A 21,708-nucleotide genomic window follows, 5' to 3' on the forward strand; every position below is an offset into this window, starting at 1 on the left:
GCTAAGAAGAAGGAACAAGACATGAGCCACACCGCCGATCGGGCGACCGAGGCCTTCGTCGCCCACCGCAACCTGCTCTTCACCGTCGCCTACGAGATGCTCGGCTCGGCGGCCGACGCCGAGGACGTCCTTCAGGAGACCTGGCTGCGGTGGATCAGGGTCGACGCGGAGCACGTGCGCGACCACCGCGCCTACCTGATCCGCATCACCACCCGGCAGGCGCTCAACCGGCTGCGCACCATGCGACGCCGCAGGGAGGCGTACGTCGGCCCCTGGCTGCCCGAGCCGCTGCTCACCGCGCCGGACGTTGTCGAGGACGTCACGCTCGCCGAGAGCGTTTCGATGGCGCTCATGGTCGTCCTGGAGACGTTGTCGCCGACCGAGCGCGCCGTCTTCGTGCTGCGTGAGGTGTTCGGTGTCAGCTACGACGAGATCGCGGCGGCCGTCGACAAGAGCCCCGCGGCCGTCCACCAGATCGCGCACCGCGCCCGCCAGCACGTCGATGCCCGCCATCCCCGCCGGGTGGTTTCCGCGGGCGAGACCCGGGCGGCCCTGGGGGCGTTCCAGCGTGCGGTCGAAACCAGGGACCTGCAGGCTCTGCTCGACGTGCTCGCCCCTGACGTCGTCCTGGTGGGCGACGGCGGCGGCGTCAAGCGGGCCGCGCTCCGGCCGATCACCGGGGCGGAGAACGTGGTCCGCATGTTCTTCGGTGGCCTGGGCAAGGTGCACGGCACGCTCACCGGTGAGCCGGGCGTCGTCAACGGCAACCCGGCACTGCTCGTACGCCTGGACGGCGAGATCGACGGCATCATGGCGATCCGCGTCGAGGACGCCCGCATCACCGGCCTCTACTACGTCCGCAACCCGGAGAAGCTCTCCCGCGTGCAATCCGAAACCCCACTCACCCTGCGGTGAACATCGGTGCCGGAAAGCCACCGTCGCCGGGCGGCCACGGGTAGCGCGCGGGATCCGTGGCCGGGGCCCGCCGACAACGGCAGGCCCCGACCACGGGCTGGGCCTACTGTCAGGCGGGGGACTTGAGGTAGTCGGGGTTGGGCTTCAGCCACTCCTCGACGGCCTTCTTCTCGTCACCCTTGTGGGTGTTGAACATCAGGTCCTCCAGCGAGGCAAGCTGCTGGCTGTCCATCTTGAACTGCTGCAGCATCTTCGTGACCTCGGGGAAGTCCTTGCCGAAGCCCTTGCGGCCGAACGTGTTGATCTGCGCGGCGGCACCCGGGGTGCCCTTCCGGTCGGCCAGGTCCTTCAGCTCGTACTTGGCGTACCAGTGCGGGTGCCACAGGGTGACCACGATCGGCTTCTTGTCGGCGATCACGCCGTCGAGCGCGGCCAGCATGGCCGGCGTGGAGGAGGGCTTGAGCTTCATCGACACGTAGGCCAGGAACACCCAGGCCCGAACGTCATCGCGGACGGTGTCGGCCTCCCACACCGCCGTACGCAGCAGCCGCTGCATCGCCTGCGGATCACCATGGCCCGCCCGCTCCGCAAGCGACCAGCAGGTCTTACGTTCCAGACCCGACAGCAGCCCTTCCACGAACTGCCCGGCGGTCCGATGTGGCTTCGCCCGCACGAACCGGCCGGCGACACCCGTCACCGCCTCGTCCAGGATGACCCGCCACCGATCAACGTCTACGCTGTGGCACGCGGCCACCGCACGATCTTCGGTTGTCCACAAGCCATCGATGATCAACGGGGTGGCCGTCTTCATGCCCGCGCCACGCCCAACGCCGAAGCCGAGTGACGTTGGAGTACTAGGTGCAGGCCTCAAATCAGCAGCAGGGTCTTCCCCACGGCCGTGCGGTTCTCGGCCGCGGCGTGCGCGTCGGCGGCACGCTCCAACGAAAAGGTCTGCCCGATAATCGGCCGGACGAGTCCCGCTGCCGCCTGCGACATCATCCGCTCCGCCCACCGCACCACGTGCGGTCCGAAATCAAAGAGCTGTTCGATGCCGATCACCTTCACGTCCCTTTGGCTCGCCTCTGCAGGGTCGATGAGCGTGGCCGCACCGCTGGAGGCGCCGTGCACCGAGAAACGGCCGCCGCGGGCTGTCACCTCGAAGGCGGCCCGCCCGATCTCTCCGCCGACGCCGTCGAACACCACATCCGGTCCTGCGTCACCGGTCACTTCGAGCACCCGCTTGGCCCAGCCTGGTTCGGAGTAGTCGACCGCCGCGTCGGCGCCTAGCTCCCGGACCACATCGAGCTTCCGGCCTCCGCGAGCAGCTCCGACGACCCGCGCGCCCGCCGCCCGGGCGAGCTGCACCAGCAGGCTGCCCACCCCACCCGCCGCCGCTTCGACCAGAACCCAGTCACCGGCGCCGATCTCGGCGTGTTCGACCAGCCCCTGCGCCGTGCTGCCGTCGCTGTACAGGGCGGTGGCCTCCGGCAGACTCAGGCCGTCCGGCACCGGGAACAGGTCCCCGACCAGCGCCACCGCCCGCTCGGCGAAACCACCGGTCTCTCCCGTGCTGGCCAGGACACGCCGCCCCAGCCAGGCATCATCCACCTGGGCGCCGACTGCGCTCACAAGCCCGGCCACCAGACCACCCGGCACGTACGGCAACTGCGGCCGTTCATGCCACCTGTCGATGCCACGCCGGATCTGCGTTTCGACGAACGTCATGCCCGCCACCGCCACATCGACCACGACCTGGCCCGGCCCGGCCACCGGGTCCGGCGCCTGACCTGGAACCAGCACCTCAGGACCCCCGAAACGGACCGCCTGGACCACTCGCATATGACTAGCTCCCGTCTGTTCGCCGACGCGAACGCCGAAAGCGTGTCACCTCAAGTCTGGTTGAGGTCAACCGACGCCTTCCGACGAGACCCGTGGTCGCGCAGCCACCGCGTCATAACCGGTCTGGAACTCGCAGCCAACGATCACAGCTGACAAGGTGGGGCAAGCAGACGGTTGATGGTTTGCGACGGTGCCGATCATCATCCGCCTCGCCGCCGCGTCCGACATGCCATGATGCCGAATCAGGCGTCCGATCACCGGACGGTGCTGGGTGGGCTGCTGCCGAGACTTCTGCACGACGTGCAGCGGGCCGCGCTGGTGTACGAGGGCGTTGAGCGTCGGCAGGCGCAGTCGCTGTTGGCGGAGGCGTTCGGGTTGACGCAGATGTTTCTGCGTACCAGCCGGCTGCTGAGTTGTTGTGGCGGGTTGCGGACCGGGCGATGGTGGCGGCGCAGGATTCGGCTGACCCGGAGGCGGTGGCTCTCGCGGCATGGTTCCTGTGTCAGGTGCATCGGGATGCCGGGGACTGGGACACCGCCATGGCGGTAACGCCCGCCAGATCACGTTGGACCTGCTCGACGGCCCGCGCTCCACCCGTGACGACGCCCGTGACCTCGCGGTCAAGGTCGGGCTGCTCTCGTGATCCAGGGGTAGGAACCTTACCCATTCCGCTCCGCGACCGACCGTAGCTTCTTGCTCACGGGATGCGGCGGGTGGTGCGGGTATCGCCTGGCCGCCGCGTCCCCCTCAGATTCGGGGGCAGGAGGGCGCCCTCGTTCGTGAGCGAGGGAGGGTCCGTGCGGCGTGTCTCGTATGACGAATACCTTTCTGCCACCGCGCTGACACTTGCTCGCAGACACCGGCCGGTGTGGTCGTGGCGGCCCTGGCGGCGCATCTGCTGCTGTGGGTCCGACCTTCCCTGCCGCGTCCGGCACCGGATACCGACCAATCGGGGCCACTGGCCGTCGGAGGGTGAGCAGTGACCAGTGAGCAGGAGCAGGCGATCGTCGCGGTTCATGTACGAGGGCTCGACGGCATGTGTGCCGGGTGCCGGGTGTGGTGGGCGCGGTTGACGCCGTACCCGTGCTGGCAGGTGGAATGGGCGACCAGCCGGCAGGCGCGGGCGATCACCGCGCGTTTCCTGGAGGGTGTGCGGTGACCACCCACGGTCCGGTCATGCCGGTCTGGGGCTGCGGTGGCTGCGACGGGCCCTGGCCCTGCCCGACCCGGAAGCGGGAGCTGCGGGCGGAGTACGCGGACGCCCCGGTGTCGCTGGCCCTCTACCTCAGTGCCTACCTCGTCCAGGCCACCGAGGACATGCCCTGGACGCCGGCCGGCGTGCTGCACCGCCGATTCCTCGACTGGACCAGGGAAACCGGCCACCTCATGCCGGTGGTGCAGCAGCGAGGTGCAGCAACCGTGCCAGCCGAACCCGGTCGAGACGAGTCCCACAAGGCTCTCTGACCTCGCATCGAGCCTGATCTGACCGCCTCGCCGAGATTTGCACCGAAGAGGCGGCGCAACCGGTCGACCACGAGAAGGGCGAGCTGGTCCGCGAGCCGCGCGGACGCGAGTTCTCCGGGAGTCAATGTCCAACCGGCCGTTCATGAAGGCGGGCGGGCGTCCGTTTAGGTTCCTGCGGTGTCACCGTGAACCCCGTCATGGCCAGCGAGAGCAGGCGGGTCGCGGTGGTGCCGGGGTCGGGGTCGTTCTCGGTTGCCAGGGCGATCCCGGTGGCCAGCGTCGACAGGTCGGCGAAGGTGACGTCGGGCGCCAGCACTCCGGCCTCGGCGGCCCGGCGTACCAGTGGCTCACCCGCCTCGGCCAGTTGGTCGGACGCGCAGTAGACGCTTTCGGTGCGGCCGCGGTTCAGCGCCTCGGCCAGGCCCCGGATCGTCGCGGCAGCCCGCGTGATCTCGACCAGGAACTCGACGAGCGCGGCCCGGGGGTCCGGTTCGCCCGCTAGTTCGCCGGCGCGGGCGCAGAGGGCGTCGATGCGCTCCCGGAAGACGGCTTCGAGCAGGGCGTGGCGGGTCGGGAAGTGGCGGCGGACCGTGCCGGAGCCCACCCCGGCGGTCCGGGCGATCTGTTCCAGCGACGCATCCGCCCCGTGCTCGGCCACCGCCTCTGCTGCCACCGCGAGCAGAAGTTCGTAGTTGCGGCGGGCGTCTGCTCGCATGTCTCACCTCGGCGTTGCTAAGCGGCGGGGTCCGCCGTATGTTAGCAAGCATAAACGGCGGGCCCCGCCGTTTCTTGGGTCGAGGAGTGCATCCATGTCAGATCGAGCACCAGTCCTGGTCACCGGCGCCACCGGCCGGCAGGGCGGGGCAACCGCCCGCGTACTGCTCGCCGCCGGCGTCCCGGTGCGCGCCCTGGTCCGTAACCCTGCTGCCGACAAGGCCGCCGCCCTCGCCGCCCTCGGCGCCGAGCTGGCCACCGGCGATCTCCGCGACCCCGCATCGCTGGTCCCGGCGGCCCGGGGCGCCCGCGCCGTCTTCTCCGTGCAGATGCCGGAGCTGCGCGGCGACACCTGGGACTTCGAGAGCGAACTCGCCCAGGGCGTCAACCTGATCGAGGCCGCGCTGGCCGCGGAGGTCCCGCAGTTCGTGCACACCTCGGTGTCCGGCGCCGGGCAGCACGAGGACGCCCCGGGCTGGAGCGACGGACGCTGGGCCGCGATGGAGCGCGTCTTCCTGCCCAAGGCTGGCATGCAGGAACGCGTCCGGGCCGCCGGCTTCGACCGGTGGACGCTGATCAAGCCGGCCTTCTTCATGGAGAACTTCCTGCCCGACCTGGCCTACCTGCTACCGCGGGGCATCGCGGGCGGGCTCGCGACGGTCCTCCGGCCGCAGACGCACCTGTCGCTGATCGCCGTCGACGACATCGGCCGAGCGGCCGCAGCGGCCGTCGCCGACCCCGACCGTTTCCACCGCGTCGAACTCGAACTGGCCGGCGACCACCTGCCGATGACAGAGATCGCGAAAATCATCGGTGAGTCGCTCGGCGTCGACGGCACCGCTCCCGACATGACCGAGTTGGAAGCGATTGCCGCCGGCATGCCGCCGTGGGCCACCACCTCCCACGAGTTCCTGAACGTCGCCGGGCAGCCGGCCCGGCCGGAGTTCGCCCGCGCCCTCGGCATCCCCCTGACTCCGTTCGCCGAGTGGGCCGACCGCCACCTGCGCCCCCTCCGTCAGGGCTGACACCAAGGCGCTACCGCTGCGCCGGCGCGCTCGCGCGCCGGCGCAGACGCGCGTGGGAATCGCGGGTCCGTCCCACACCACGAGGATGTCGACGACAGGAAGTGCTGCCTGCGAAATCTGCGCGATTGCCCGTTCGACGCTCGCCAGGACCCGGCTTACTTCGGCCAGGGCGCAGGGGCTGAGGGCCGGCCCTCCATGCCCAAGCGGAACGGTGATACCGAGCAGGCCTGAGGCTGTCGGTCGCGTGCATCGGTCCGCAGTCCGTAAGGCAGGGTCTCGGCGTCCACAACGACGGAAGGCGTGACCTGTCCGTCGACGGCAGACAGTGATGGCAGGAAGACCGTTCCGTCAATCGGTGCCGGGGACTACAAGTGGCGACACATGTCAGCGGGGAACCGACGGAATCGCCGATTGCGGGTCGACCCCGGCGAACGCCAGCCCGATGACAAAGCCGGCGACCTCCTCCAACTGTCGTGCCCGGTCGAGTGTTCCGAGGACCGCGGGAACTCCACCGACGTCTCGCACGAGCGACCCGACGACATCGAGTGCGCGCTCGTCGTCACCGCACATGGCGACCGTGACCGGTCCGGCATGGGGCGTCACCCACCGCTCGGCCGGGAAGAGATGGAAAGCCTTGACCACGTGCGCGCCGGGTGCGAGGGCGGCGATCTGGCCGGCGGCCGACCGGGCGGGTTCCGTCTGGAGGGTGCCGACGCCGTGCTCGACGGCGTTCGTCGGGTCGATCAGGGCGAGGTCGACCAGTGCGCCGGCGGGCCCGCCGGCCGCTGTCAGCATCTCGGCGACGCCGTCCCAGCGGACCGCGAGCAGAACCGCGTCGGCGCCGGCGGCGACCGCCGGCACGGGCCGCGCGGTGCCGCCGATCCGGTTCGCGATCGCTTCGGCGGCGGCCATCGAGCGACCGCCGATGATGATGTCGTGTCCGGCCCGGGCCCAGCCGGTGGCCAGTGCCGTGGCGAGGTTGCCGGTGCCGAGGATTCCGATACGCATACCGTCACGCTAGGCAGGTCGATGCGCACCGGATGGTGCATGTCGCGCGTGCCAGGATGGGCGCATGGGTGACGGCGACCTCTGCGAGGAACTCGTGGCTGACTGCCGGATGCGGATGGCGGCGGACCTGTTCGCGCACACGTGGGATGCGGTCGTGCTGGCCGCGCTGACCGAGGGCGCCCTCCGCCGCCGCTCACTACGGGCACGTATCGGAGGAATCAGCGACAAGGCCCTCACCGAGGCCATCCACAGGCTGGTCGGCAACGGCCTGGTCGAGCGGCGGTTCTTCCCCCAGGCGCCGCCCCGGGTCGATTACGCGCTCACCGATCTCGGCCGCAGCTTCGCCGACGGCCCGATGCGGGCGCTGGGCGCCTGGGTCACCGAGCACGGCGACGAACTGTTCGAGGCGCAGGAGCGGCTCAGCGCGTCGTAGCATCGCGCCTGGCCGGGCCGTTCTGCAGTACTAGTCCGGACCGCTCGGAGGGTGCCCGCGCGGACGCGAGCACCCTCCTAAGGGCCGGCGGTGCCGGATTCCGGCTCGCCCTCAGCTCGTGGGGCCGGACGCCGCCCCACCCAGGGTCACCTTGAGGATCTTCTCGTTGCTGTTGTTCGGGGTGCTGTCCTTGTCCCCGCCGGTGCTCGTGGTCAGCCACAGGTTGCCGTCGAGGGTCGGTTCGACGGTGCGCAGCCGGAAGTACGTCCCGACGAAGTACTGCTGGACGTTGGTGAGCGTGTCGCCGCTGATCTCCGCGCGGTACATCCGGTTGCCGCGCAGGCAGGCGATGTAGAGCACGTCCCGGACGATCGCGATGCCGCTGCACGAGGCCTCGGCCACCGGGTACGTCCGGATCGGGGCCCTGAAGCTCGCGTTGGCGCAGTCGCCGGAGGTGCCCTCGCAGGCGGGCCAGCCGTAGTTGCCGCCCTTGACGATGATGTTGGTCTCGTCCATGACGTTGTTGCCGAACTCCTGCTCGAAGAGCCGGCCCTGGGAGTCGAAGGCGAGTCCCTGCGGGTTGCGGTGGCCGTAGCTCCACACGTAGTTGCCGAAGGGGTTGTCCGCCGGGACGGTGCCGTCGGGGTTGAGCCGCAGCACCTTGCCGCCCAGGTTGCCGGTGTCCTGGGCCACGTCCGGGTCCTGTCCGTCGCCGGTGGCGGCGTAGAGCTTGCCGTCGGGACCGAAACGCAGCCGGCCGCCGTTGTGGTACTTGTTGCGCGGGATCCCCGTGACGAGCACCTGCTCGGTGCCGGTCTGCAGCGTGCCGTCGTAGCGGATGCGCACGATCCGGTTGTCGGTCGTGGTGGTGTGGTAGATGTACAGCCACCGGTCGGTGGTGAAGGTGGCCGAGACGGCCAGCCCGAGCACACCGCCCTCGCCGCTGGTGCCGGCCACGTTCGGCACGGTGCCGATGCTGCGCTTGTCGGTGCCGTCCGGGTTCATGGCGACGATGTCGAACAGGTCCCGCCGGCCGTAGAGGACCGTGCCGTCGGGCAGCTGCACCAGGCCCCAGGGGAGGTCCTTCTCGGTGGTGATCGCCGTGGCGCCGCAGATCGGGCTCGTGCAGCCCGAGCCGGTGTGCGCGGTGACCGCGGCGCTCGCCCCCGAGACGTTGCCCTGGGCGTCCCGGGCGGTCACGGTGTACCGGTAGTCGGTGTCGGGCGTCAGCCCGGTGTCGGTGAACGTGGTCGCCGGCGGGTTGCCGGCGGTGCCGGTGGTGGAGCCGACCGCCGTACCGTTGCGCAGGATGGTGTAGCCGGTGACCGCGACGTTGTCGGTGGAGGCCGACCAGGTGAGGGTCACGTCCGTGCCGTTCACAGTCGCGGCCAGGTTGGTCGGCGTGCTGGGCGGTGACGTGTCCTGCTGGCAGAACGGCGGGGTGACCGAGAGCGTGGAGCTGGCCTGCGAGACGTTACCGGCGGCGTCGCGGGCGTTGACGTACCAGCCCCAGGTGACGCCCTGTACGACGCTGAGCGTGGCGGTCCGCGTCCGGCCCGGGACCGAGGTGACGAGTTGGCCGTCGTGGTAGATGTCGTAGAAGGCGACGCCGACGTTGTCCCAGGAGGCGTACCAGGCGAGAGTGACGGACTGGCAGGTCAGCCGGGTGCTGCGCAGGCCGGTCGGCCGGGTGGGCGGGCTGGTGTCGGCGGCGAGCCCGGTCGCCGGACGGCTCCCGGTCGCCGGTGCGGCCGGCGCCGCGTTGGCGGGTACGCCGGTCAGGATGGTGCCGGCGCAGATCAGCAGGGCGAGCGGGACGCGGTGTCGGAACTGGCGAGGATTAGTCCGCACGGGTGCTTTCCTTCCCGGGTGCTTGGTCAGTACGGGTAGCCGGGGACGTTGAGCCGCACGCTGTACAGGCCCGAGTCGTTCGTTCGGCCAGAGGTGATGTAGAGGGTCTGCCGGTCGGGTCCGCCGAACGCCACGTTGGTGGTGCCGGTGCCGCCGGAGCGGATCGTGCCGAGCTGCGCGCCGGCGGGCGAGTAGACGTGGATCAACCCGTCCGAGCCGGAGGCCCAGTACACGTTGCCGGCGCAGTCGATGGTGACCCCGTCGGGACCGCCGATGTAGTTCACGAAGACGCTGCGGGCGCCGGTGCTGCCGTCGGGCTGGACGACGTACTTGTAGATCTTGTTCTCGGAGTAGGCGCCCACGTAGAGCGTGCCGCCGTCCGGGGAGAGCGCGATGCCGTTGGGTTGCCGCAGCCGGTCGTCCACCAGTGACACCTGCCCGCCGGAGACGCGGAAGACACCGGTACGTCCGTTCATCTGGTCGGGCCGGTTGCCGCGCTGGAAGGTGGGGTCGGTGAAGTAGACGCCGCCGTCGGACCGGACCGTGACGTCGTTGGGTGAGTTGAACGCCCGGCCCTGGTAGTCGGCGGCGACGGTGCTGCGGGCCTGGTCGTTCAGGCGGTATGCGGAGACGGTCCGCTGGTCGTGGGTGGCGGCGATGACCTGCTGGGCGTCGGGGCTGAGCGCCAGGCCGTTGCTGCCGGCGTCGGCGACGAAGGTGTCGAAGGTCGCGGGCGGGGTGAACCGGCGGATCGTGGAGGGCTGCACGTTGTTCGGTCCGGTGCCCGCGGCCATGTCGGACACCAGCAGGTAGCCGCCGTCGGCGATCCAGACCGGTCCTTCGAGGAACGAGAACCCGCTCCGGATCTTCGTCGCGGACACGGAACCGGCCGGCAGGGGCGGGCCGTACCCGGTGCCGCCCGGGCAGACCCCGGGGGGCGCGCCGGGTGGGGCGGTGAACGCGTAGGTGTGAACGTTCACACCAGAGGCGTCGCGAGGTGTCGGGCGTGCGGCACCGGCGGGGCCTGGTGCGGTGGCGAGTGCCAGGCACAGGCCGGTGAGTGCGGCGATGGTTGGACGCCAGGTCATCGGGTACTCCAATCGGCGTCGGTGAATGCGAGGGCCGTGGTTGCCTGACCGGCCCCGGCCGTCGACACTTACTATTGATCAGTATCGATTTATATGTGACGCAGCTTAGGCGAGGAAGCGGCGCCCCGCATCAGTTGTCCACGATCACCTTCGGCGCATGCCCAGAGGGCACCCGATGACCTGGCCGGGTCGCTCAGCCCGTCGTGCCGGCCGCCCCGACCGGCGCTTGCTCGGTCGGCTACGCGGCGAACGCCTGGCCGTCCCGATGGCTGATCATGTCGCCCATCAGCGCGGCCCGGACGTTGAGTCGAGAGGATCTGGGCCACTCTTGCCATGGTTGAAATGATCTGGACGTGAGGGCTGATGCCACAGGCCGTCCCGACCTGGACGAGGTACGCGAATACCAGGTGACGCGACTCAACCACGCCTTGCGCCGGCCGGGGATGTGGGGCGGCGAGACCGCCTTGCGGCTGTTGATGGACGCGGTGGCCTTCGTCGACGGGCTCGACGAGGTCTGGCAGGCAGAGTGTGAGCAGCTCAATGAGCGGGGGGCCGTCAATTCGCTCGGTGTGCGCGGAGCCTTCTCCGAGGTCCTGCCCGGGTACCGCGACGACGGAGCGGTGGCCTCGGTCTACGCCGACATCGCCTGGCGGCATGGCTGGCTCAAGGTTGATCGGACGCTCTCCGCCGATGACTTCCAGCGGCTACGTGACGAAGCCACCCGCTGGTGTGCCCAAGACCGCTACCTCGATGAGGCCCTGGTCGAACTCGGGGCACCCGCCGTGCTGTTCGGCGGTGGCAATCCCTGTTATCGCAAGACCCTGGCCTACGCCGCCGACCGCGCCGCCGGACTGATCTGCCTGCACTTCGCCGGCACGTGCGACTGGAACGCCACACAGCCACAGCCGGAATCTCCACCGGTGCTGCTGGCGATCCGCCACGGTGACGGCGCCTTCGCGGACACCTTCACCCTCACACCGACAGGCTCCACCTACCGCTACGAAGCCGACCGTTGACCAGCCGCACACGAGGTCGAGCTCCTGGATCACCGCAGCGCGTTGAAGAAGGCGCGCAGGTCGGCAGCGAGCAGGTCGGGCTCTTCCTGGGCGAGGAAGTGGCCGCCGACGCTGGGCTCGCGCCAGTGGGTGAGATTGGCATAGGTGCGTTCGGCGAACGACCGGGGCAGGCCGCGATCCTCCACGCTGACCGTGATGCCGGCGGGCACGTCGACCATGGGCAGATGCGGGGCCAGGTGGTCGTCACGGTAGGGCCGGAAGGACGTGCCGATGCAGTTGGTGACCCAGTACAGCATCACGGTGGTCAGCAGCTCGTCGAAGCCGAACCGGCGGGAGATGTCGCCGCCGCAGTCGCTCCAGCGCTGGTACTTCTCGACGATCCATGCGGCCAGCCCGGACGGCGAGTCGCTCAGCGCCGCCGCAAGGGTGTCGGGCCGTGTCTCCTGGATGATTCCGTAGCCCCAGTCGTCTTGGGCCTTCGCGTCGAGCATGGCGATGAACGCCTCCTCGGCCGGGCTGAGGTCGTCCCTGCGGTCCGCCGGCGGGAACTTGATGTGCTGCGAGAAGACCCCGATCATCCGATCTGCGTGGCGGGCGCCGAGCCACGTGGTCACGCCGGACCCGATGTCGCCACCGTAGGCGCCGAAGCGGTCGTAGCCCAGACGGGTCATCAGCTCCGCCCACACGTCCGCGACGGCCGCCTCGGTCGTCGGGCCCTCGGCGAGCGGTCCGGAGAAGACGAAGCCCGGCAGGCTCGGTATGACGAGGTCGAAGTCTGCGAGCCGGGACACCAGGGGCAACATCTCCGTGTACGTGCCGGGCCAGCCATGGGTGAGGATCAGCGCCGTGGCGTCGGGCGACGCCGAGCGGACATGAACGAAGTGGACCGGCGCGCCCCGGACCGTGGTGACGAACTGGGGGTACCGATTGAGGGCACGCTCGGCCGCACGCCAGTCGAATCCGTCGAGCCAGTACCGCACCAGACCTGCCAGATAGCCAGGGTCGGTGCCGGCGGCCCACGGCTCTCCTGGTGCGGCCGGCGCGAGCCTCGTCCGCAAAAGCCGAGCCCGCAGGTCGTCCAGGACGGCTTCGGGCACATCGATGTGGAAGGGCGTCACCCGATCATGCTCCCATCGCAAGGAGTCACTCGGCAGCCGCCCGAACGGGCAGGCTGCCGAACGGCGATCGGCAGCCACGATCCGGGAGACCCGATCACCGATCCCCCGGGGAGCGTGATTCCGGCCGGAACTGCTGCGCGGTGGCACTATCGTGGCCCTCAGGTCCGGCAGGCCGCGCCGTGCGAACCGGTCCTCCAGGGAGGGAAGTCCACGTGCCTTCAGACGTACATCCGGGCTCGGAGGTCTTGATGCCCGCGGCGTTCCTGGGCCACGGCAACCCGATGAACGCCCTCGAGGTCAACCGGTACACCTCCGCGTGGAGAGCCTTCGGCGCCGCGGTGCCGCGTCCCCGCGCGATCCTGGTGGTCAGCGCCCACTGGTACATCAACGCCACGGCCGTCACCGCGATGCCCAGACCGAGGACCATTCACGACTTCTACGGGTTTCCCCAGGAGTTGTTCGACGTGCAGTACCCGGCGCCGGGACTGCCCGAACTGGCTGAGGAGGTCAGTGACGTCGTCCACCCGACCTGGGTCGGGGCGGACGTCGACAGCTGGGGAATCGACCACGGCACCTGGTCGGTGCTGATGCACGCCTTTCCGGACGCGTCGATTCCCGTCGTCCAGCTCAGCATCAACGCCGACAAGCCGATGGACTACCACCTTCAACTCGGCGCCCGGCTCGCTCCACTGCGCCGGCGCGGTGTGCTGATCGTGGCGAGCGGCAACGTGGTGCACAACCTGCGCGGCATGGACTGGGCGCTGACCGACGACGGCTTCGACTGGGCGCAACGCTTCGACGAGGACGCCAAGGCCCGGATGTTGACCGACCCGGGCGAGTACGCGACCCTCGACGCGCACGGGGACTTCCGCCGTGCCGTACCGACACCGGATCACTTCATCCCCGCGTTGTATCTCGCCGGTCTGGCCGCCGCCATGGACACCCCCGACACCGAGGTCCTCGTCGACGGCTACGCCTACGGCTCCTTGTCCATGACGGCCTACACGCTGGGCATGTCCTGCCCACCGGCTGCCGGCCGGGGAGCCGCCGCCCGGGCTGCCGCCGGACGGCTCCAACATCTGAGCAAGCGCCGGCTGGTCGAATGGTCCCATGGATCAAGGTGCAGTCGCGGTGGGTCCGGCGCTCGCCGCCGTACTCGTCGTTCTCGTCCTCGTCGCCGTGGCGACGGTGCGGGCCGGTCGGCTCGGCCACGCCCGTGGCATCGCCACGGCGGCGCTGCGCGCGGTGGTGCAGTTGTGCGCCGTGGCGCTGCTCATCACTGCCGTCCTGCGGTCGTGGTGGGCCAGCGCCGGGTTCATCACGCTGATGATCCTGGTCGCGGCGGCGACCTCCGCGCGCCGGGTCAGCTCGCTTCGCCTCGGCTGGCCGGTGCTGGCGCCGATCGCGGCCGGCGCGCTCCCGGCCTGCGCCCTCGTCGTGGCCTCCGGCACGGTGCCGCTGACCGAGGTCGCTGTCGTTCCGATCGCCGGGATCCTCATCGGCGGGGCGATGACGGCTACGTCCCTGGCGGGCCGCCGCGCGCTGGACGAGCTTCGCGACCGCCATGGCGAGTACGAGGCGGCCCTGGCGCTGGGCCTCGTGCCGCGGGACGCGGCGCTGGAGATCTGCCGGTCCAGCGCGGGGCAGGCGCTGGTGCCCGCGCTGGACCAGACACGCACGGTCGGCCTGGTCACGCTTCCCGGCGCCTTCGTCGGCGTGCTGCTCGGCGGCGGCACACCCGTCCAGGCCGGGGCGGCCCAGCTGCTGGTCCTGGTCGCGCTCCTGGCCGTCGAGGCGATCGCCGTCGCGGTGACCGTCGAGCTGGTCGCCAACGGACTGCTTCGCCGGCCGAGCCCGGCCGTCTAGGTTCTCGCTTCGACGCCTGACCGCCCGGCCAAGACACATTCCATCAATTTGGTTTGATGTATGATGTCGATCATGGCGCCGAGTCGACTCGCTCCGGCGTTCCTGCGGTTGGCGGCTCATCCGCTGAGATGGCGACTGCTGTCCGAACTCGTCGTCAGCGACTACCGGGTCCGGGAGCTGGTGGCGCGGACGGGCGAGCCGCAGAGCCTCGTCTCCTACCACCTGCGGCTGCTGCGCGACGGTGGACTGGTCACCGCCACGCGCAGCCGCTTCGACGGCCGCGACACCTACTACCATCTGGACCTGGACCGCTGCGCGGTCGCCTTGGCCGACGCCGGCGCCGCGCTGCACCCGGAGCTGCGTCGGGAACCGGCACCCCCGCCGCCCTCGGCCGGCCCGCGCCGATCGCCCCGCGTCCGCGTGCTGTTCGTGTGTACGGGCAACGCGCCCGCTCGCCGGTCGCCGAGGCGCTGCTTCGGCACCGCGCCGGTGGCCGGGCCGAGGCGGTCAGCGCCGGCAGCCGTCCCAAGGACCGCCTTCACCCCGACGCCGTCCGGGTCCTGCACGACGAGTTCGGCATCGATGTCGCCGGGCAGCGCCCTCGACACCTCGACACCGTCACCGGTCGCCGCTTCGACCTCGTGATCAGCCTGTGCGACAAGGCCCGCGAGGTCCTTCCGGACTTCCCGGGGCGTCCCCGGCGCGCGCACTGGAGCATTCCCGATCCCGCAGCCGACGGCACCGACCAGGCGGGCTACCTCGCCTTCCAGCACGTCGCAGCCGACATCGACACCCGCGTCCGGCGCCTGCTGCCGGTCCTCGACGCCATCCGTCCATGAAAGAGGTCCCGCCGTGACAGCCTCCGATCAGTACGCCAGCGTCCGTTACCTCGTCGACGACGTCCAGGCCGCCGTCGACTTCTACACCGCCCATCTCGGCTTCACCCTGAACACCAGCGCCGCGCCCGCCTTCGCCGACGTGATCCGCGGTCCGCTGCGACTGCTGCTGTCCGGGCCGGCCAGTTCCGGCGCCCGGGCCACCCCGGCCGACGCCACCACCGCCGGCCGCAACCGGATCCACCTGACCGTCGACGACCTCGACGCCGAGATCGACCGGCTGCGCACCGCCGGCCTGCCGTTCCGCAGCGCTCCGGTGAGCGGCCCCGGTGGACGCCAGATCCTGCTCGCCGACCCCGCCGGCAACCTCGTCGAGCTGTTCCAGCCCGCCCGCCGGTCGGACGCCCGGTCAGCGGCGGATGAGGCCGAGGTCGGTGGCGGTGGCGACGGCAGCGGTGCGTGAGTCGACGCCGAGTTTGGCGTAGATGCGGGCCAGGTGGGACTTCACCATGCCTTCGGTCAGGTGGAGGCGGGCGCCGATGGCCTGGTTGGACAGGCCGTCCGCGACCAGCGCGATGACCTCGGCCTCGCGTCGGGTCAGGGCGGTGCCCGGCGTACGCAGGCGGTTCATCAGCCGGTCCGCGACGGCGGGCGCCAGCGTGGTGCGTCCGGCGGCGGCGGTGCGGACGGCGGCGGCCAGGTCCTCGGGTGGGGCGTCCTTGAGGAGGTAGCCGGTGGCGCCGGCCTCGATGGCGGGCAGGGTGTCGGCGTCGGAGTCGTAGGTGGTGACGATCAGCACGCGCGGCGCTCCCGGGTGGGCGGTGATCCGGGTGGTGGCTTCGGCGCCGGCCCGGCGAACCGCAGCCGGATCCTCGTCCGACGGGCGTCTCGTCCGGTCGCGCCGGGCGACGAAGACGACGAGCGCGAGCACCACCACCACGAGCACCGCGAGCGACACCAGCAGCGTTCTCATGCCGTCGACGCTACGGGGTACGCGCCAGCCTCGGCGTGGTGACGGTCAGGGGGCTGCTCCGTCCGCCGCCGGATGGCAAGCTCACGTGTCGTGGTCGACGACTTCGCGAACAGCGGTGGGGAAGCGGTACGAAATCCGGACCTCGTGGAGGTCCGCCGGTGAGGGCGGTCATCGTGGCGGCCGCTGTCGCGTTCGTCATCTCCCTGTTCGGCACGCCGGTGGCGGTTCGCGTCTTCACCGCGCTGAAGGCCGGTCAGCCGATCCGGTCCATCGGGCTCGCCAGCAACGAGCACAAGGTGGGCACGCCCACGATGGGCGGCGTCGTCTTCATCGTGGCGACGGTCCTCGCGTACGTCGCCGGGCATCTCGCCCTGACCACGCTGCCGGAACGGCAGATCGCGCAGGAGGGCCCCACCATGACGGCCCTGGTGCTGCTCGGGTTGTTCGTCTTCTGCGGCGCGGTCGGCTTCTTCGACGACTTCCTCAAGGTGCGCCGGCGCAACTCCGACGGGCTGTCCGCCAAGGGCAAACTGCTCGGCCAGGCGCTCGTCGGCGGCGGATTCGGCGTGGCCGCGCTCTACGTGCCCAGCACCAACGGCCAGACCGTGGCCAGCGAACACATCTCGCTCATCCGCGACATCAGCTGGCTGGACGTCGGCAAGGTCGGCGCGGTCATGGTCTTCATCTTCGTGATCACGGCGATGTCGAACGGGGTGAACCTCACCGACGGCCTCGACGGCCTCGCCACCGGCGCGTCGATCCTGGTGCTCGGCGCGTACTCGCTGATCGGCTTCTGGCAGTACCGGCACTGGTGCGCCGACGACGGGTACGCGCGCGTGAACGAGTACTGCTACCAGGTCCGCGATCCCCTGGAGATCGCCATGATCGCGGCAGCCGCGGCCGGTGCCTGTGTGGGCTTCCTGTGGTGGAACACGTCCCCGGCGCGGATCTTCATGGGTGACGTGGGGGCGCTCGGGCTGGGTGGCCTGATCGGCGGGCTCGCGGTGGTGACCCGTACGACGCTGCTCTCGATCCTGATCGGCGGGCTCTTCGTCATCATCACCACGACCTGGGTGATCCAGATCGTCTCGTACCGGACCACCGGCCGACGCGTGTTCCGGATGGTGCCGTTGCATCACCACTTCGAGCTGGCCGGATGGAGCGAGTCGACAATCGTGGTCCGGTTCTGGATCGTGGCCGGCGTCTGCGTCGCGGCGGGCCTGGGCCTGTTCTACTCGGACTTCCTGGCGACCGTGGGATAGCGGGGCAGCGACGGGAGGCGCCGGCTCAGGCGGGCCGCTGCGCGGTGCCGTGGTCGCGGAGGTGGTCCAGCTCGGCGAGGTACATCGCCTGCAGGCGGTGGTGGTGCCGGACCAGCAGCTGGACCTCCTCGGCGCGGTAGCCCTCGACGAGCCGTTCCGCCCGCTCGGCGAAACGTTCGTACGGCCGCTCCAGGTCGGCGATCCGCTCCGGCCGTATCGCGACGACGACCCGGCGCCGGTCTGCCGGATCGCGTTCGGCCGTCACGTAACCCGCCTGCTGGAGCCGGCGGAGCATGCTGGTGACCGCGCCGGTGGTGAGGCTGGTCCGCTCGGCGATCTGCCCCGCGGTGGCGGATCCGACGTCCGCCAGGTAGTCCAGGCATTCCAGGTCGCTCACCGTGACGCCCAGCCGCTCCGCGATGGCGTACCGGAACACCATGGACAGCCGCGACGTCTCCCGCCCGGCGCGCATGAGGTCGGCGACCGCGGAGACACGGGCCGGATCGTGGGACATGCGGGCAATCATGCCTCCGGCACGGTGACCCGGTGCAGCCGAGGTAGCACGCGGGTCAGCACCCAGTGCGGTGCCGTGGCGCCTCCGGTGAGCCGGTGCATCAGTCTGGCGGCGGTGTCGACGGCGCGGAAGGCGTACGGCACCATCTCGTCCTGGTATGCGGCGATCGCCTCCTCCACCGGCGTGCCCTTCGTTCGAGCCTCGACCAGCTTGCGGCCGAGCAGGGCGGCGTCGCGCAGCGCGGTGTTGCCGCCGTGGGCGCCGAACGGCGGCATGACGTGTACGGCGTCGCCCGTCATCGTCGCCCGGGGCACCGCCCACCGGTGTGGCCGCCGGCCGGTGGCGAACAGGTTGAGCACCGTGGCGTCCAGCTCGGCCGTGTCGACCAGCCGCCGGACGAGCGGGTGGAAGTCGATGCTCCTCCGAGCCGCCACGTGCCACAGCGCCCGCAGGTCGCCGCGGACGCCGGTCGGCAGTTCGTCCCGCCGGAGCAGCAGTGCCCACATGACGTAGTCGTCGCCGGTGGGGGCGTAGCTGCCCGGGGCCAGCCGCGTGAACGCCTCCCGTGGGCTCTCGCCGAACCGCATGGAGGTGAAGAAGAAGGCGCTGCCCGGCCGGTCGGCGATGGACAGGACTCCGCTGGTGCGCAGCGCGTCCGGGATGACGCTCGTGCCGTCGCGCCACAGCGGCGACCGGCCGTAGATGCCCGCCATCGGGGTGTCGGCCGGGTCGGCGTCCGGCATGAGCTGCGCGCGTAGCGCCGAACCGACGCCGTCCGCGCCCACCACGACTGCCGCCGCGGCGGCACCGCCGTCGGAGAACCGCAGCCGCAGCCCGGCCGGACCGCCGCTGTCCACAGCGACTGCGGCCTTGCCGTAGTGGATGCGCCCGTCCAGCCCGGACTGGAGGATCGACCGCAGCGTCAGCCGGTCCACCTGACGGGTCTCGTGCGGATCGTCCTTGAAGGTGATCGTGAAGGCGTCCCGCAGCCGTCTGTCGGTGAAGCGCAGGTGCCCCCCGGGCTCGTCGCCGGTGGCCAGCGCCAGGCGGTACAGCGGGCGGGGGAGGCTCTCGCGCAGCGCCGCCAGACCGTACCGGTCGAGGATGATCCGGTAGCCCTGCCGCCTGACGAACGGGCCGGGGTCCCGCTCGTAGACGTGGACGTCGATGCCGGCGCGCGTCAGGTACTGGGCGAGGCAGAGGCCGGAGAGGCCGGCGCCAGCGATCGCCACGGAGAAGTCGGTCGATGCGCTCATCCGATTACCTTAACCATTAAGATAATTTGGGCAAGGGGCACTGTGAACAGTCGCCTTGGACGGATATTCAAGTTGGTTGTATATTCGGCGGCATGGGATCTGCTTCGCGTCCCGCGCTACGGGAACCGTCGTACTTCGTCCTCGCCGCCCTGCTCGGCGGTCCGCTCCACGGTTACGCCGTGATCAAGCGGGTGACCGAGCTCTCCGACGGGCGGGTGACCCTCGCCGCCGGATCGCTGTACTCGGTGATCGACCGGCTGCTCGGCGAGGGACTCGTCACCGCCGACGGTGAGGAGATCGTCAACGGGCGCGCCCGTCGCTACTACCGGCTCACCGACGAGGGCTGTCGCGTACTCACCGAAGAGGCCGACCGGCTCGCCCAGGCCGCCCGGGTGGTCATGGACCGCCTGCCACGCCGTGTCGCATCGCAGGCAAGTGCCAGTCAACCTTCCACAGTGAGGATCAGACCCGCATGAGTTCCGATGTCCTGGAGAAGCGCTACCGCATGCTGCTGCGGGCCTACCCGGCCGGCTACCGCCGCGAACGCGCCGACGAGCTGATCGACACGTTGATCGGCGACGACCCCACCGACCGTCGCTGGCCCAGCCTCCGGGAGGCGGCCGCGCTCGTCCGGGGCGGCCTGAGGGTGTACGGCGGCAGCACCGCGCCCCGGCCCGCCGCCGTGCTGTTCTGGCAGGGCATCCACCTCGGAGCCCTGGCGGTGCTGGCGCTGGGAGTGCTCATCGGCCTGGACGACATCGCCGAGGCGTTGCAGTACGGCGGGTTCGCGGACCCGCTGACCGTCCTGCGCAATCAGGGCATCCACGAGGTCGTGCTGACCGCCGCACTGGTGGCGCTCGTTGCGGGCCGTACCCGCACCGCCGCCGTTCTGGCGGTGACCGCGGCGGTTGTGCCGACAGTGATCTCTCAGCACCTGTTCCTCAACGGCCTGCCGCAGTGGTGGGCGCCGGTCGTCGCCGCGCCGCTGATCGTGCTGGGTCTGCGGCGCCCGGCTGACGTGCCGCCGGCGCCCCGGGCCAACGCCGCCCTGGCCACCGCCGGCATCCTCGCCCTGCACCTGATCCCCGCGGGCGGCCTTCGCATGGTCGACGCGGGTCCGCGGATGGTCGCCGCCGTCATGGTCGTCGCCGGGGTGGCCGCCTTCCTGTGGGTGGCGACCGCCGACCAGCGACTGCTGATCGGCGTCGTGCCCACCCTGCTGCTGGGCACGTTGCACCAGCTGGACAACGCCGGGCTGACGGGGGAACTGCTGCGCCGGCCGGACGCCCTGCCGTCCCTGGTCGTCGCGGTCCTGATGGCCGTCGTCGCGGTCGTGTCGACCCGGCAGCGGCAGCGCACTCGCGCCTGATCGGCGGCGGGGCGGTCCGGCCCCGGCCTGACCGCCCCGCGAAGAGTCGAGCACCGACCGGCCGCAGAGCTGTGGTGGCGGGTCGCGGACCGGGCGAGGGCGCGCCGGACGGCCGTCAACTCGGTTGTGCGCCGCTTCCCGGCCTGGCAACCTTGCCGCCTCGGTACGACGAGAGGCGGCCATGACGCGGACCTTCCTGCAGCCGGATGACCTGCACGACCTCGTGTCGGACCAGTTCGGCTCCGACCGGCGGCTCGCTGCCCTGGACCGGCTGACCGGCGGCACGAAGAAGGGCGTCTACCGGCTTCGGCTGGACGACCGGACAACCGTGATGCTGTACGTGTGGGCCGCGGACGAGAACTACTGGCCTCCGTCGCCGGCTGTCCCGGACGACCCGTTCACGGATGCGTCGGGCGCGGATCTCTTCGCCGCCGGTCACGCGGCGCTCACCGCAGCGGGTGTGCGCGTCCCGCATCTGATGATGATCGACCGGGAGGGCCGCCACCTCGACGCCGACATCGCGCTCGTCGAGGACGCGGGCTCGGTACGGCTGGAGGCGTTGCTGGAACACGACCCGGCCGCCGCTGCCGCGCCGCTGTCCGCGCTCGGTGACGCCCTGCGGGGCATGCACACCGCCTGCGGGCCGCACTACGGCAAGGTAGCGGCCGTCGCCCGAGGTGAGGCATCCCAGGTCCGACGCACGGAGGACGTGATCGTCGACCGTGCGCTCGGCCACCTCGACGCGGCAGCGGCCCGTGACGCCCGGCTGGCCGATGGCCATCACCGGGTCACCGCCCATGTACGCCACCTCAGGAGCGCGGTCACCCCGCGCGAGGAGTACGGGCTGGTGCACGGTGAACTCGGCCCGGATCACGTGCTCGTCACACCCGCCGGTGAGGCCGTCATGATCGATTTCGAAGGGCTGACGTACTTCGATGTCGAATGGGACCACGCCTGGCTGCAGATGCGCTTCGGTGAAACGTACGCGGCGCTGCGTCCGGTCGATCTCGATCCCCAGCGGCTGGAGCTCTACCGGTACGCGCAGACGTTGTCCCTGATCGAAGGGCCACTGCGGATCGCGGACACCGACTTCCCGGACCGGCAGTGGATGCTGGATCTGGCCGAGCGGAACATCACCAAGGCGCTCGCCGCAACGTGACG

The 21,708-nt window shown here is 70.7% G+C and carries 23 protein-coding genes and 3 pseudogenes; 16 read left to right on the forward strand and 10 right to left on the reverse strand.

The features are described 5' to 3' along the window. Nucleotides 1–21: 21 nt before the first annotated feature. Nucleotides 22–915: an RNA polymerase sigma-70 factor gene (locus tag Q3W68_RS13595; RefSeq protein WP_302905759.1), complete on the forward strand. Its 894-nt coding sequence runs from the start codon at nt 22–24 to the stop codon at nt 913–915. A gap of 109 nt (nt 916–1,024) precedes the next feature. On the opposite strand, the gene Q3W68_RS13600 is transcribed toward Q3W68_RS13595, so the two are convergent. Both Q3W68_RS13600 and Q3W68_RS13605 read right to left on the reverse strand, forming a co-directional pair. Next, complete coding sequence (locus Q3W68_RS13600; protein ID WP_302905760.1) at nt 1,025–1,726, reverse strand: glycine betaine ABC transporter substrate-binding protein; 702 nt, start codon at nt 1,724–1,726, stop codon at nt 1,025–1,027. A 56-nt stretch (nt 1,727–1,782) separates the two neighbouring features. Next, nucleotides 1,783–2,715: a zinc-binding dehydrogenase gene (locus Q3W68_RS13605; RefSeq protein ID WP_302905761.1), complete on the reverse strand. Its 933-nt coding sequence runs from the start codon at nt 2,713–2,715 to the stop codon at nt 1,783–1,785. A gap of 279 nt (nt 2,716–2,994) precedes the next feature. Between Q3W68_RS13605 and Q3W68_RS13610 the strand changes: the two are divergent. The 3 genes and pseudogenes from Q3W68_RS13610 to Q3W68_RS13620 all read left to right on the forward strand — a co-directional run. Then, nucleotides 2,995–3,331 (forward strand): annotated as a pseudogene (locus Q3W68_RS13610) (XRE family transcriptional regulator); the annotation flags it as partial. 402 nt (nt 3,332–3,733) lie between these two features. After that, complete coding sequence (locus Q3W68_RS13615; protein WP_302905762.1) at nt 3,734–3,913, forward strand: hypothetical protein; 180 nt, start codon at nt 3,734–3,736, stop codon at nt 3,911–3,913. Beyond that, the gene (locus Q3W68_RS13620; RefSeq protein ID WP_302905763.1) at nt 3,910–4,218 is read left to right on the forward strand and encodes a hypothetical protein; all 309 of its coding nucleotides are present in this window, start codon (nt 3,910–3,912) and stop codon (nt 4,216–4,218) included. Before Q3W68_RS13615 ends, Q3W68_RS13620 begins: the two co-directional genes overlap by 4 nt. Before the next feature lie 121 nt (nt 4,219–4,339). On the opposite strand, the gene Q3W68_RS13625 is transcribed toward Q3W68_RS13620, so the two are convergent. Next, a complete protein-coding gene (locus tag Q3W68_RS13625) occupies nt 4,340–4,933 on the reverse strand; it encodes a TetR/AcrR family transcriptional regulator (RefSeq protein ID WP_302905764.1) in 594 nt (197 codons plus the stop codon). A 94-nt stretch (nt 4,934–5,027) separates the two neighbouring features. On the opposite strand from Q3W68_RS13625, the gene Q3W68_RS13630 reads away from it, so the two are divergent. Continuing rightward, nucleotides 5,028–5,957, forward strand: coding sequence for an NmrA family NAD(P)-binding protein (locus Q3W68_RS13630; RefSeq protein WP_302905765.1), 930 nt, complete (start codon nt 5,028–5,030; stop codon nt 5,955–5,957). A gap of 384 nt (nt 5,958–6,341) precedes the next feature. Here the strand turns inward: Q3W68_RS13630 and Q3W68_RS13635 are convergent, their stop codons facing one another. Beyond that, nucleotides 6,342–6,965 (reverse strand): NADPH-dependent F420 reductase, encoded by a 624-nt coding sequence (locus Q3W68_RS13635; RefSeq protein ID WP_302905766.1) that lies wholly within the window; start codon nt 6,963–6,965, stop codon nt 6,342–6,344. 64 nt (nt 6,966–7,029) lie between these two features. On the opposite strand from Q3W68_RS13635, the gene Q3W68_RS13640 reads away from it, so the two are divergent. Next, complete coding sequence (locus Q3W68_RS13640) at nt 7,030–7,398, forward strand: helix-turn-helix domain-containing protein (protein ID WP_302905767.1); 369 nt, start codon at nt 7,030–7,032, stop codon at nt 7,396–7,398. Nucleotides 7,399–7,509: 111 nt separating this feature from the next. On the opposite strand, the gene Q3W68_RS13645 is transcribed toward Q3W68_RS13640, so the two are convergent. After that, nucleotides 7,510–9,249 (reverse strand): PQQ-dependent sugar dehydrogenase, encoded by a 1,740-nt coding sequence (locus Q3W68_RS13645; protein ID WP_302905768.1) that lies wholly within the window; start codon nt 9,247–9,249, stop codon nt 7,510–7,512. A 26-nt stretch (nt 9,250–9,275) separates the two neighbouring features. After that, entirely contained in the window at nt 9,276–10,337 is a 1,062-nt protein-coding gene (locus Q3W68_RS13650; RefSeq protein ID WP_302905769.1) for an SMP-30/gluconolactonase/LRE family protein, read from the reverse strand. A gap of 353 nt (nt 10,338–10,690) precedes the next feature. Between Q3W68_RS13650 and Q3W68_RS13655 the strand changes: the two genes are divergently transcribed. Then, complete coding sequence (locus Q3W68_RS13655) at nt 10,691–11,353, forward strand: hypothetical protein (RefSeq protein WP_302905770.1); 663 nt, start codon at nt 10,691–10,693, stop codon at nt 11,351–11,353. Nucleotides 11,354–11,382: 29 nt separating this feature from the next. Here Q3W68_RS13655 and Q3W68_RS13660 read toward each other — a convergent pair whose 3' ends face one another. Further along, nucleotides 11,383–12,471 (reverse strand): epoxide hydrolase family protein, encoded by a 1,089-nt coding sequence (locus Q3W68_RS13660; protein ID WP_302905771.1) that lies wholly within the window; start codon nt 12,469–12,471, stop codon nt 11,383–11,385. Between the two features lie 281 nt (nt 12,472–12,752). On the opposite strand from Q3W68_RS13660, the pseudogene ygiD reads away from it, so the two are divergent. The 5 genes and pseudogenes from ygiD to Q3W68_RS13685 form a co-directional block, all read left to right on the forward strand. Beyond that, nucleotides 12,753–13,421, forward strand: a pseudogene (ygiD, locus tag Q3W68_RS13665) (4,5-DOPA dioxygenase extradiol); the annotation flags it as partial. A gap of 160 nt (nt 13,422–13,581) precedes the next feature. Continuing rightward, nucleotides 13,582–14,337 (forward strand): ABC transporter permease, encoded by a 756-nt coding sequence (locus tag Q3W68_RS13670; protein ID WP_302905772.1) that lies wholly within the window; start codon nt 13,582–13,584, stop codon nt 14,335–14,337. Nucleotides 14,338–14,409: 72 nt separating this feature from the next. Beyond that, nucleotides 14,410–14,532 (forward strand): annotated as a pseudogene (locus tag Q3W68_RS13675) (ArsR family transcriptional regulator); the annotation flags it as partial. Between the two features lie 236 nt (nt 14,533–14,768). Beyond that, nucleotides 14,769–15,176, forward strand: a complete 408-nt coding sequence (locus tag Q3W68_RS13680; RefSeq protein ID WP_302905773.1) for an arsenate reductase ArsC — start codon at nt 14,769–14,771, stop codon at nt 15,174–15,176. 13 nt (nt 15,177–15,189) lie between these two features. After that, entirely contained in the window at nt 15,190–15,636 is a 447-nt protein-coding gene (locus tag Q3W68_RS13685; RefSeq protein ID WP_302905774.1) for a VOC family protein, read from the forward strand. Here Q3W68_RS13685 and Q3W68_RS13690 read toward each other — a convergent pair. Then, nucleotides 15,583–16,146 carry a response regulator transcription factor gene (locus Q3W68_RS13690; protein ID WP_302905775.1) on the reverse strand — a complete coding sequence of 188 codons (564 nt, stop codon included), beginning with the start codon at nt 16,144–16,146 and terminating at the stop codon, nt 15,583–15,585. The two genes, Q3W68_RS13685 and Q3W68_RS13690, sit on opposite strands and share 54 nt — an antisense overlap. 158 nt (nt 16,147–16,304) lie before the next feature. On the opposite strand from Q3W68_RS13690, the gene mraY reads away from it, so the two are divergent. Next, nucleotides 16,305–17,408, forward strand: a complete 1,104-nt coding sequence (gene mraY, locus Q3W68_RS13695; protein ID WP_269696431.1) for a phospho-N-acetylmuramoyl-pentapeptide-transferase — start codon at nt 16,305–16,307, stop codon at nt 17,406–17,408. A 25-nt stretch (nt 17,409–17,433) separates the two neighbouring features. Here the strand turns inward: mraY and Q3W68_RS13700 are convergent, their stop codons facing one another. Beyond that, nucleotides 17,434–17,922 carry a MarR family transcriptional regulator gene (locus Q3W68_RS13700; protein WP_302905776.1) on the reverse strand — a complete coding sequence of 163 codons (489 nt, stop codon included), beginning with the start codon at nt 17,920–17,922 and terminating at the stop codon, nt 17,434–17,436. A gap of 8 nt (nt 17,923–17,930) precedes the next feature. After that, nucleotides 17,931–19,178, reverse strand: a complete 1,248-nt coding sequence (locus tag Q3W68_RS13705; RefSeq protein WP_302905777.1) for an NAD(P)/FAD-dependent oxidoreductase — start codon at nt 19,176–19,178, stop codon at nt 17,931–17,933. A 92-nt stretch (nt 19,179–19,270) separates the two neighbouring features. Here Q3W68_RS13705 and Q3W68_RS13710 point away from each other — a divergent pair, with 92 nt between their 5' ends. From Q3W68_RS13710 to Q3W68_RS13720, 3 genes are all read left to right on the forward strand, one after another. Next, complete coding sequence (locus Q3W68_RS13710) at nt 19,271–19,654, forward strand: PadR family transcriptional regulator (RefSeq protein WP_302905778.1); 384 nt, start codon at nt 19,271–19,273, stop codon at nt 19,652–19,654. Continuing rightward, the gene (locus Q3W68_RS13715; RefSeq protein ID WP_302905779.1) at nt 19,651–20,547 is read left to right on the forward strand and encodes a hypothetical protein; all 897 of its coding nucleotides are present in this window, start codon (nt 19,651–19,653) and stop codon (nt 20,545–20,547) included. The genes Q3W68_RS13710 and Q3W68_RS13715 overlap by 4 nt, the downstream gene beginning before the upstream one ends. Nucleotides 20,548–20,728: 181 nt before the next feature. Continuing rightward, nucleotides 20,729–21,706 (forward strand): phosphotransferase, encoded by a 978-nt coding sequence (locus Q3W68_RS13720; RefSeq protein ID WP_302905780.1) that lies wholly within the window; start codon nt 20,729–20,731, stop codon nt 21,704–21,706. Nucleotides 21,707–21,708: the final 2 nt, after the last annotated feature.

This window comes from Micromonospora sp. C28ISP2-4 (genome assembly GCF_030519385.1).
GTDB classification, from domain to species: Bacteria; Actinomycetota; Actinomycetes; order Mycobacteriales; family Micromonosporaceae; genus Micromonospora; species Micromonospora tulbaghiae.

Excerpts from the sequence above, each read along its gene's own strand:
- Q3W68_RS13670 (WP_302905772.1), top strand. The coding sequence starts at position 13,582 with ATGGATCAAGGTGCAGTCGCGGTGGGTCCGGCGCTCGCCGCCGTACTC.
- Q3W68_RS13720 (WP_302905780.1), top strand. The coding sequence starts at position 20,729 with ATGACGCGGACCTTCCTGCAGCCGGATGACCTGCACGACCTCGTGTCG.
- Q3W68_RS13625 (WP_302905764.1), bottom strand. The coding sequence starts at position 4,933 with ATGCGAGCAGACGCCCGCCGCAACTACGAACTTCTGCTCGCGGTGGCA.
- Q3W68_RS13650 (WP_302905769.1), bottom strand. The coding sequence starts at position 10,337 with ATGACCTGGCGTCCAACCATCGCCGCACTCACCGGCCTGTGCCTGGCA.
- Q3W68_RS13640 (WP_302905767.1), top strand. The coding sequence starts at position 7,030 with ATGGGTGACGGCGACCTCTGCGAGGAACTCGTGGCTGACTGCCGGATG.
- Q3W68_RS13700 (WP_302905776.1), bottom strand. The coding sequence starts at position 17,922 with ATGTCCCACGATCCGGCCCGTGTCTCCGCGGTCGCCGACCTCATGCGC.
- Q3W68_RS13595 (WP_302905759.1), top strand. The coding sequence starts at position 22 with ATGAGCCACACCGCCGATCGGGCGACCGAGGCCTTCGTCGCCCACCGC.
- Q3W68_RS13715 (WP_302905779.1), top strand. The coding sequence starts at position 19,651 with ATGAGTTCCGATGTCCTGGAGAAGCGCTACCGCATGCTGCTGCGGGCC.
- Q3W68_RS13710 (WP_302905778.1), top strand. The coding sequence starts at position 19,271 with ATGGGATCTGCTTCGCGTCCCGCGCTACGGGAACCGTCGTACTTCGTC.
- Q3W68_RS13690 (WP_302905775.1), bottom strand. The coding sequence starts at position 16,146 with ATGAGAACGCTGCTGGTGTCGCTCGCGGTGCTCGTGGTGGTGGTGCTC.
- Q3W68_RS13635 (WP_302905766.1), bottom strand. The coding sequence starts at position 6,965 with ATGCGTATCGGAATCCTCGGCACCGGCAACCTCGCCACGGCACTGGCC.
- Q3W68_RS13705 (WP_302905777.1), bottom strand. The coding sequence starts at position 19,178 with ATGAGCGCATCGACCGACTTCTCCGTGGCGATCGCTGGCGCCGGCCTC.
- Q3W68_RS13600 (WP_302905760.1), bottom strand. The coding sequence starts at position 1,726 with ATGAAGACGGCCACCCCGTTGATCATCGATGGCTTGTGGACAACCGAA.
- Q3W68_RS13630 (WP_302905765.1), top strand. The coding sequence starts at position 5,028 with ATGTCAGATCGAGCACCAGTCCTGGTCACCGGCGCCACCGGCCGGCAG.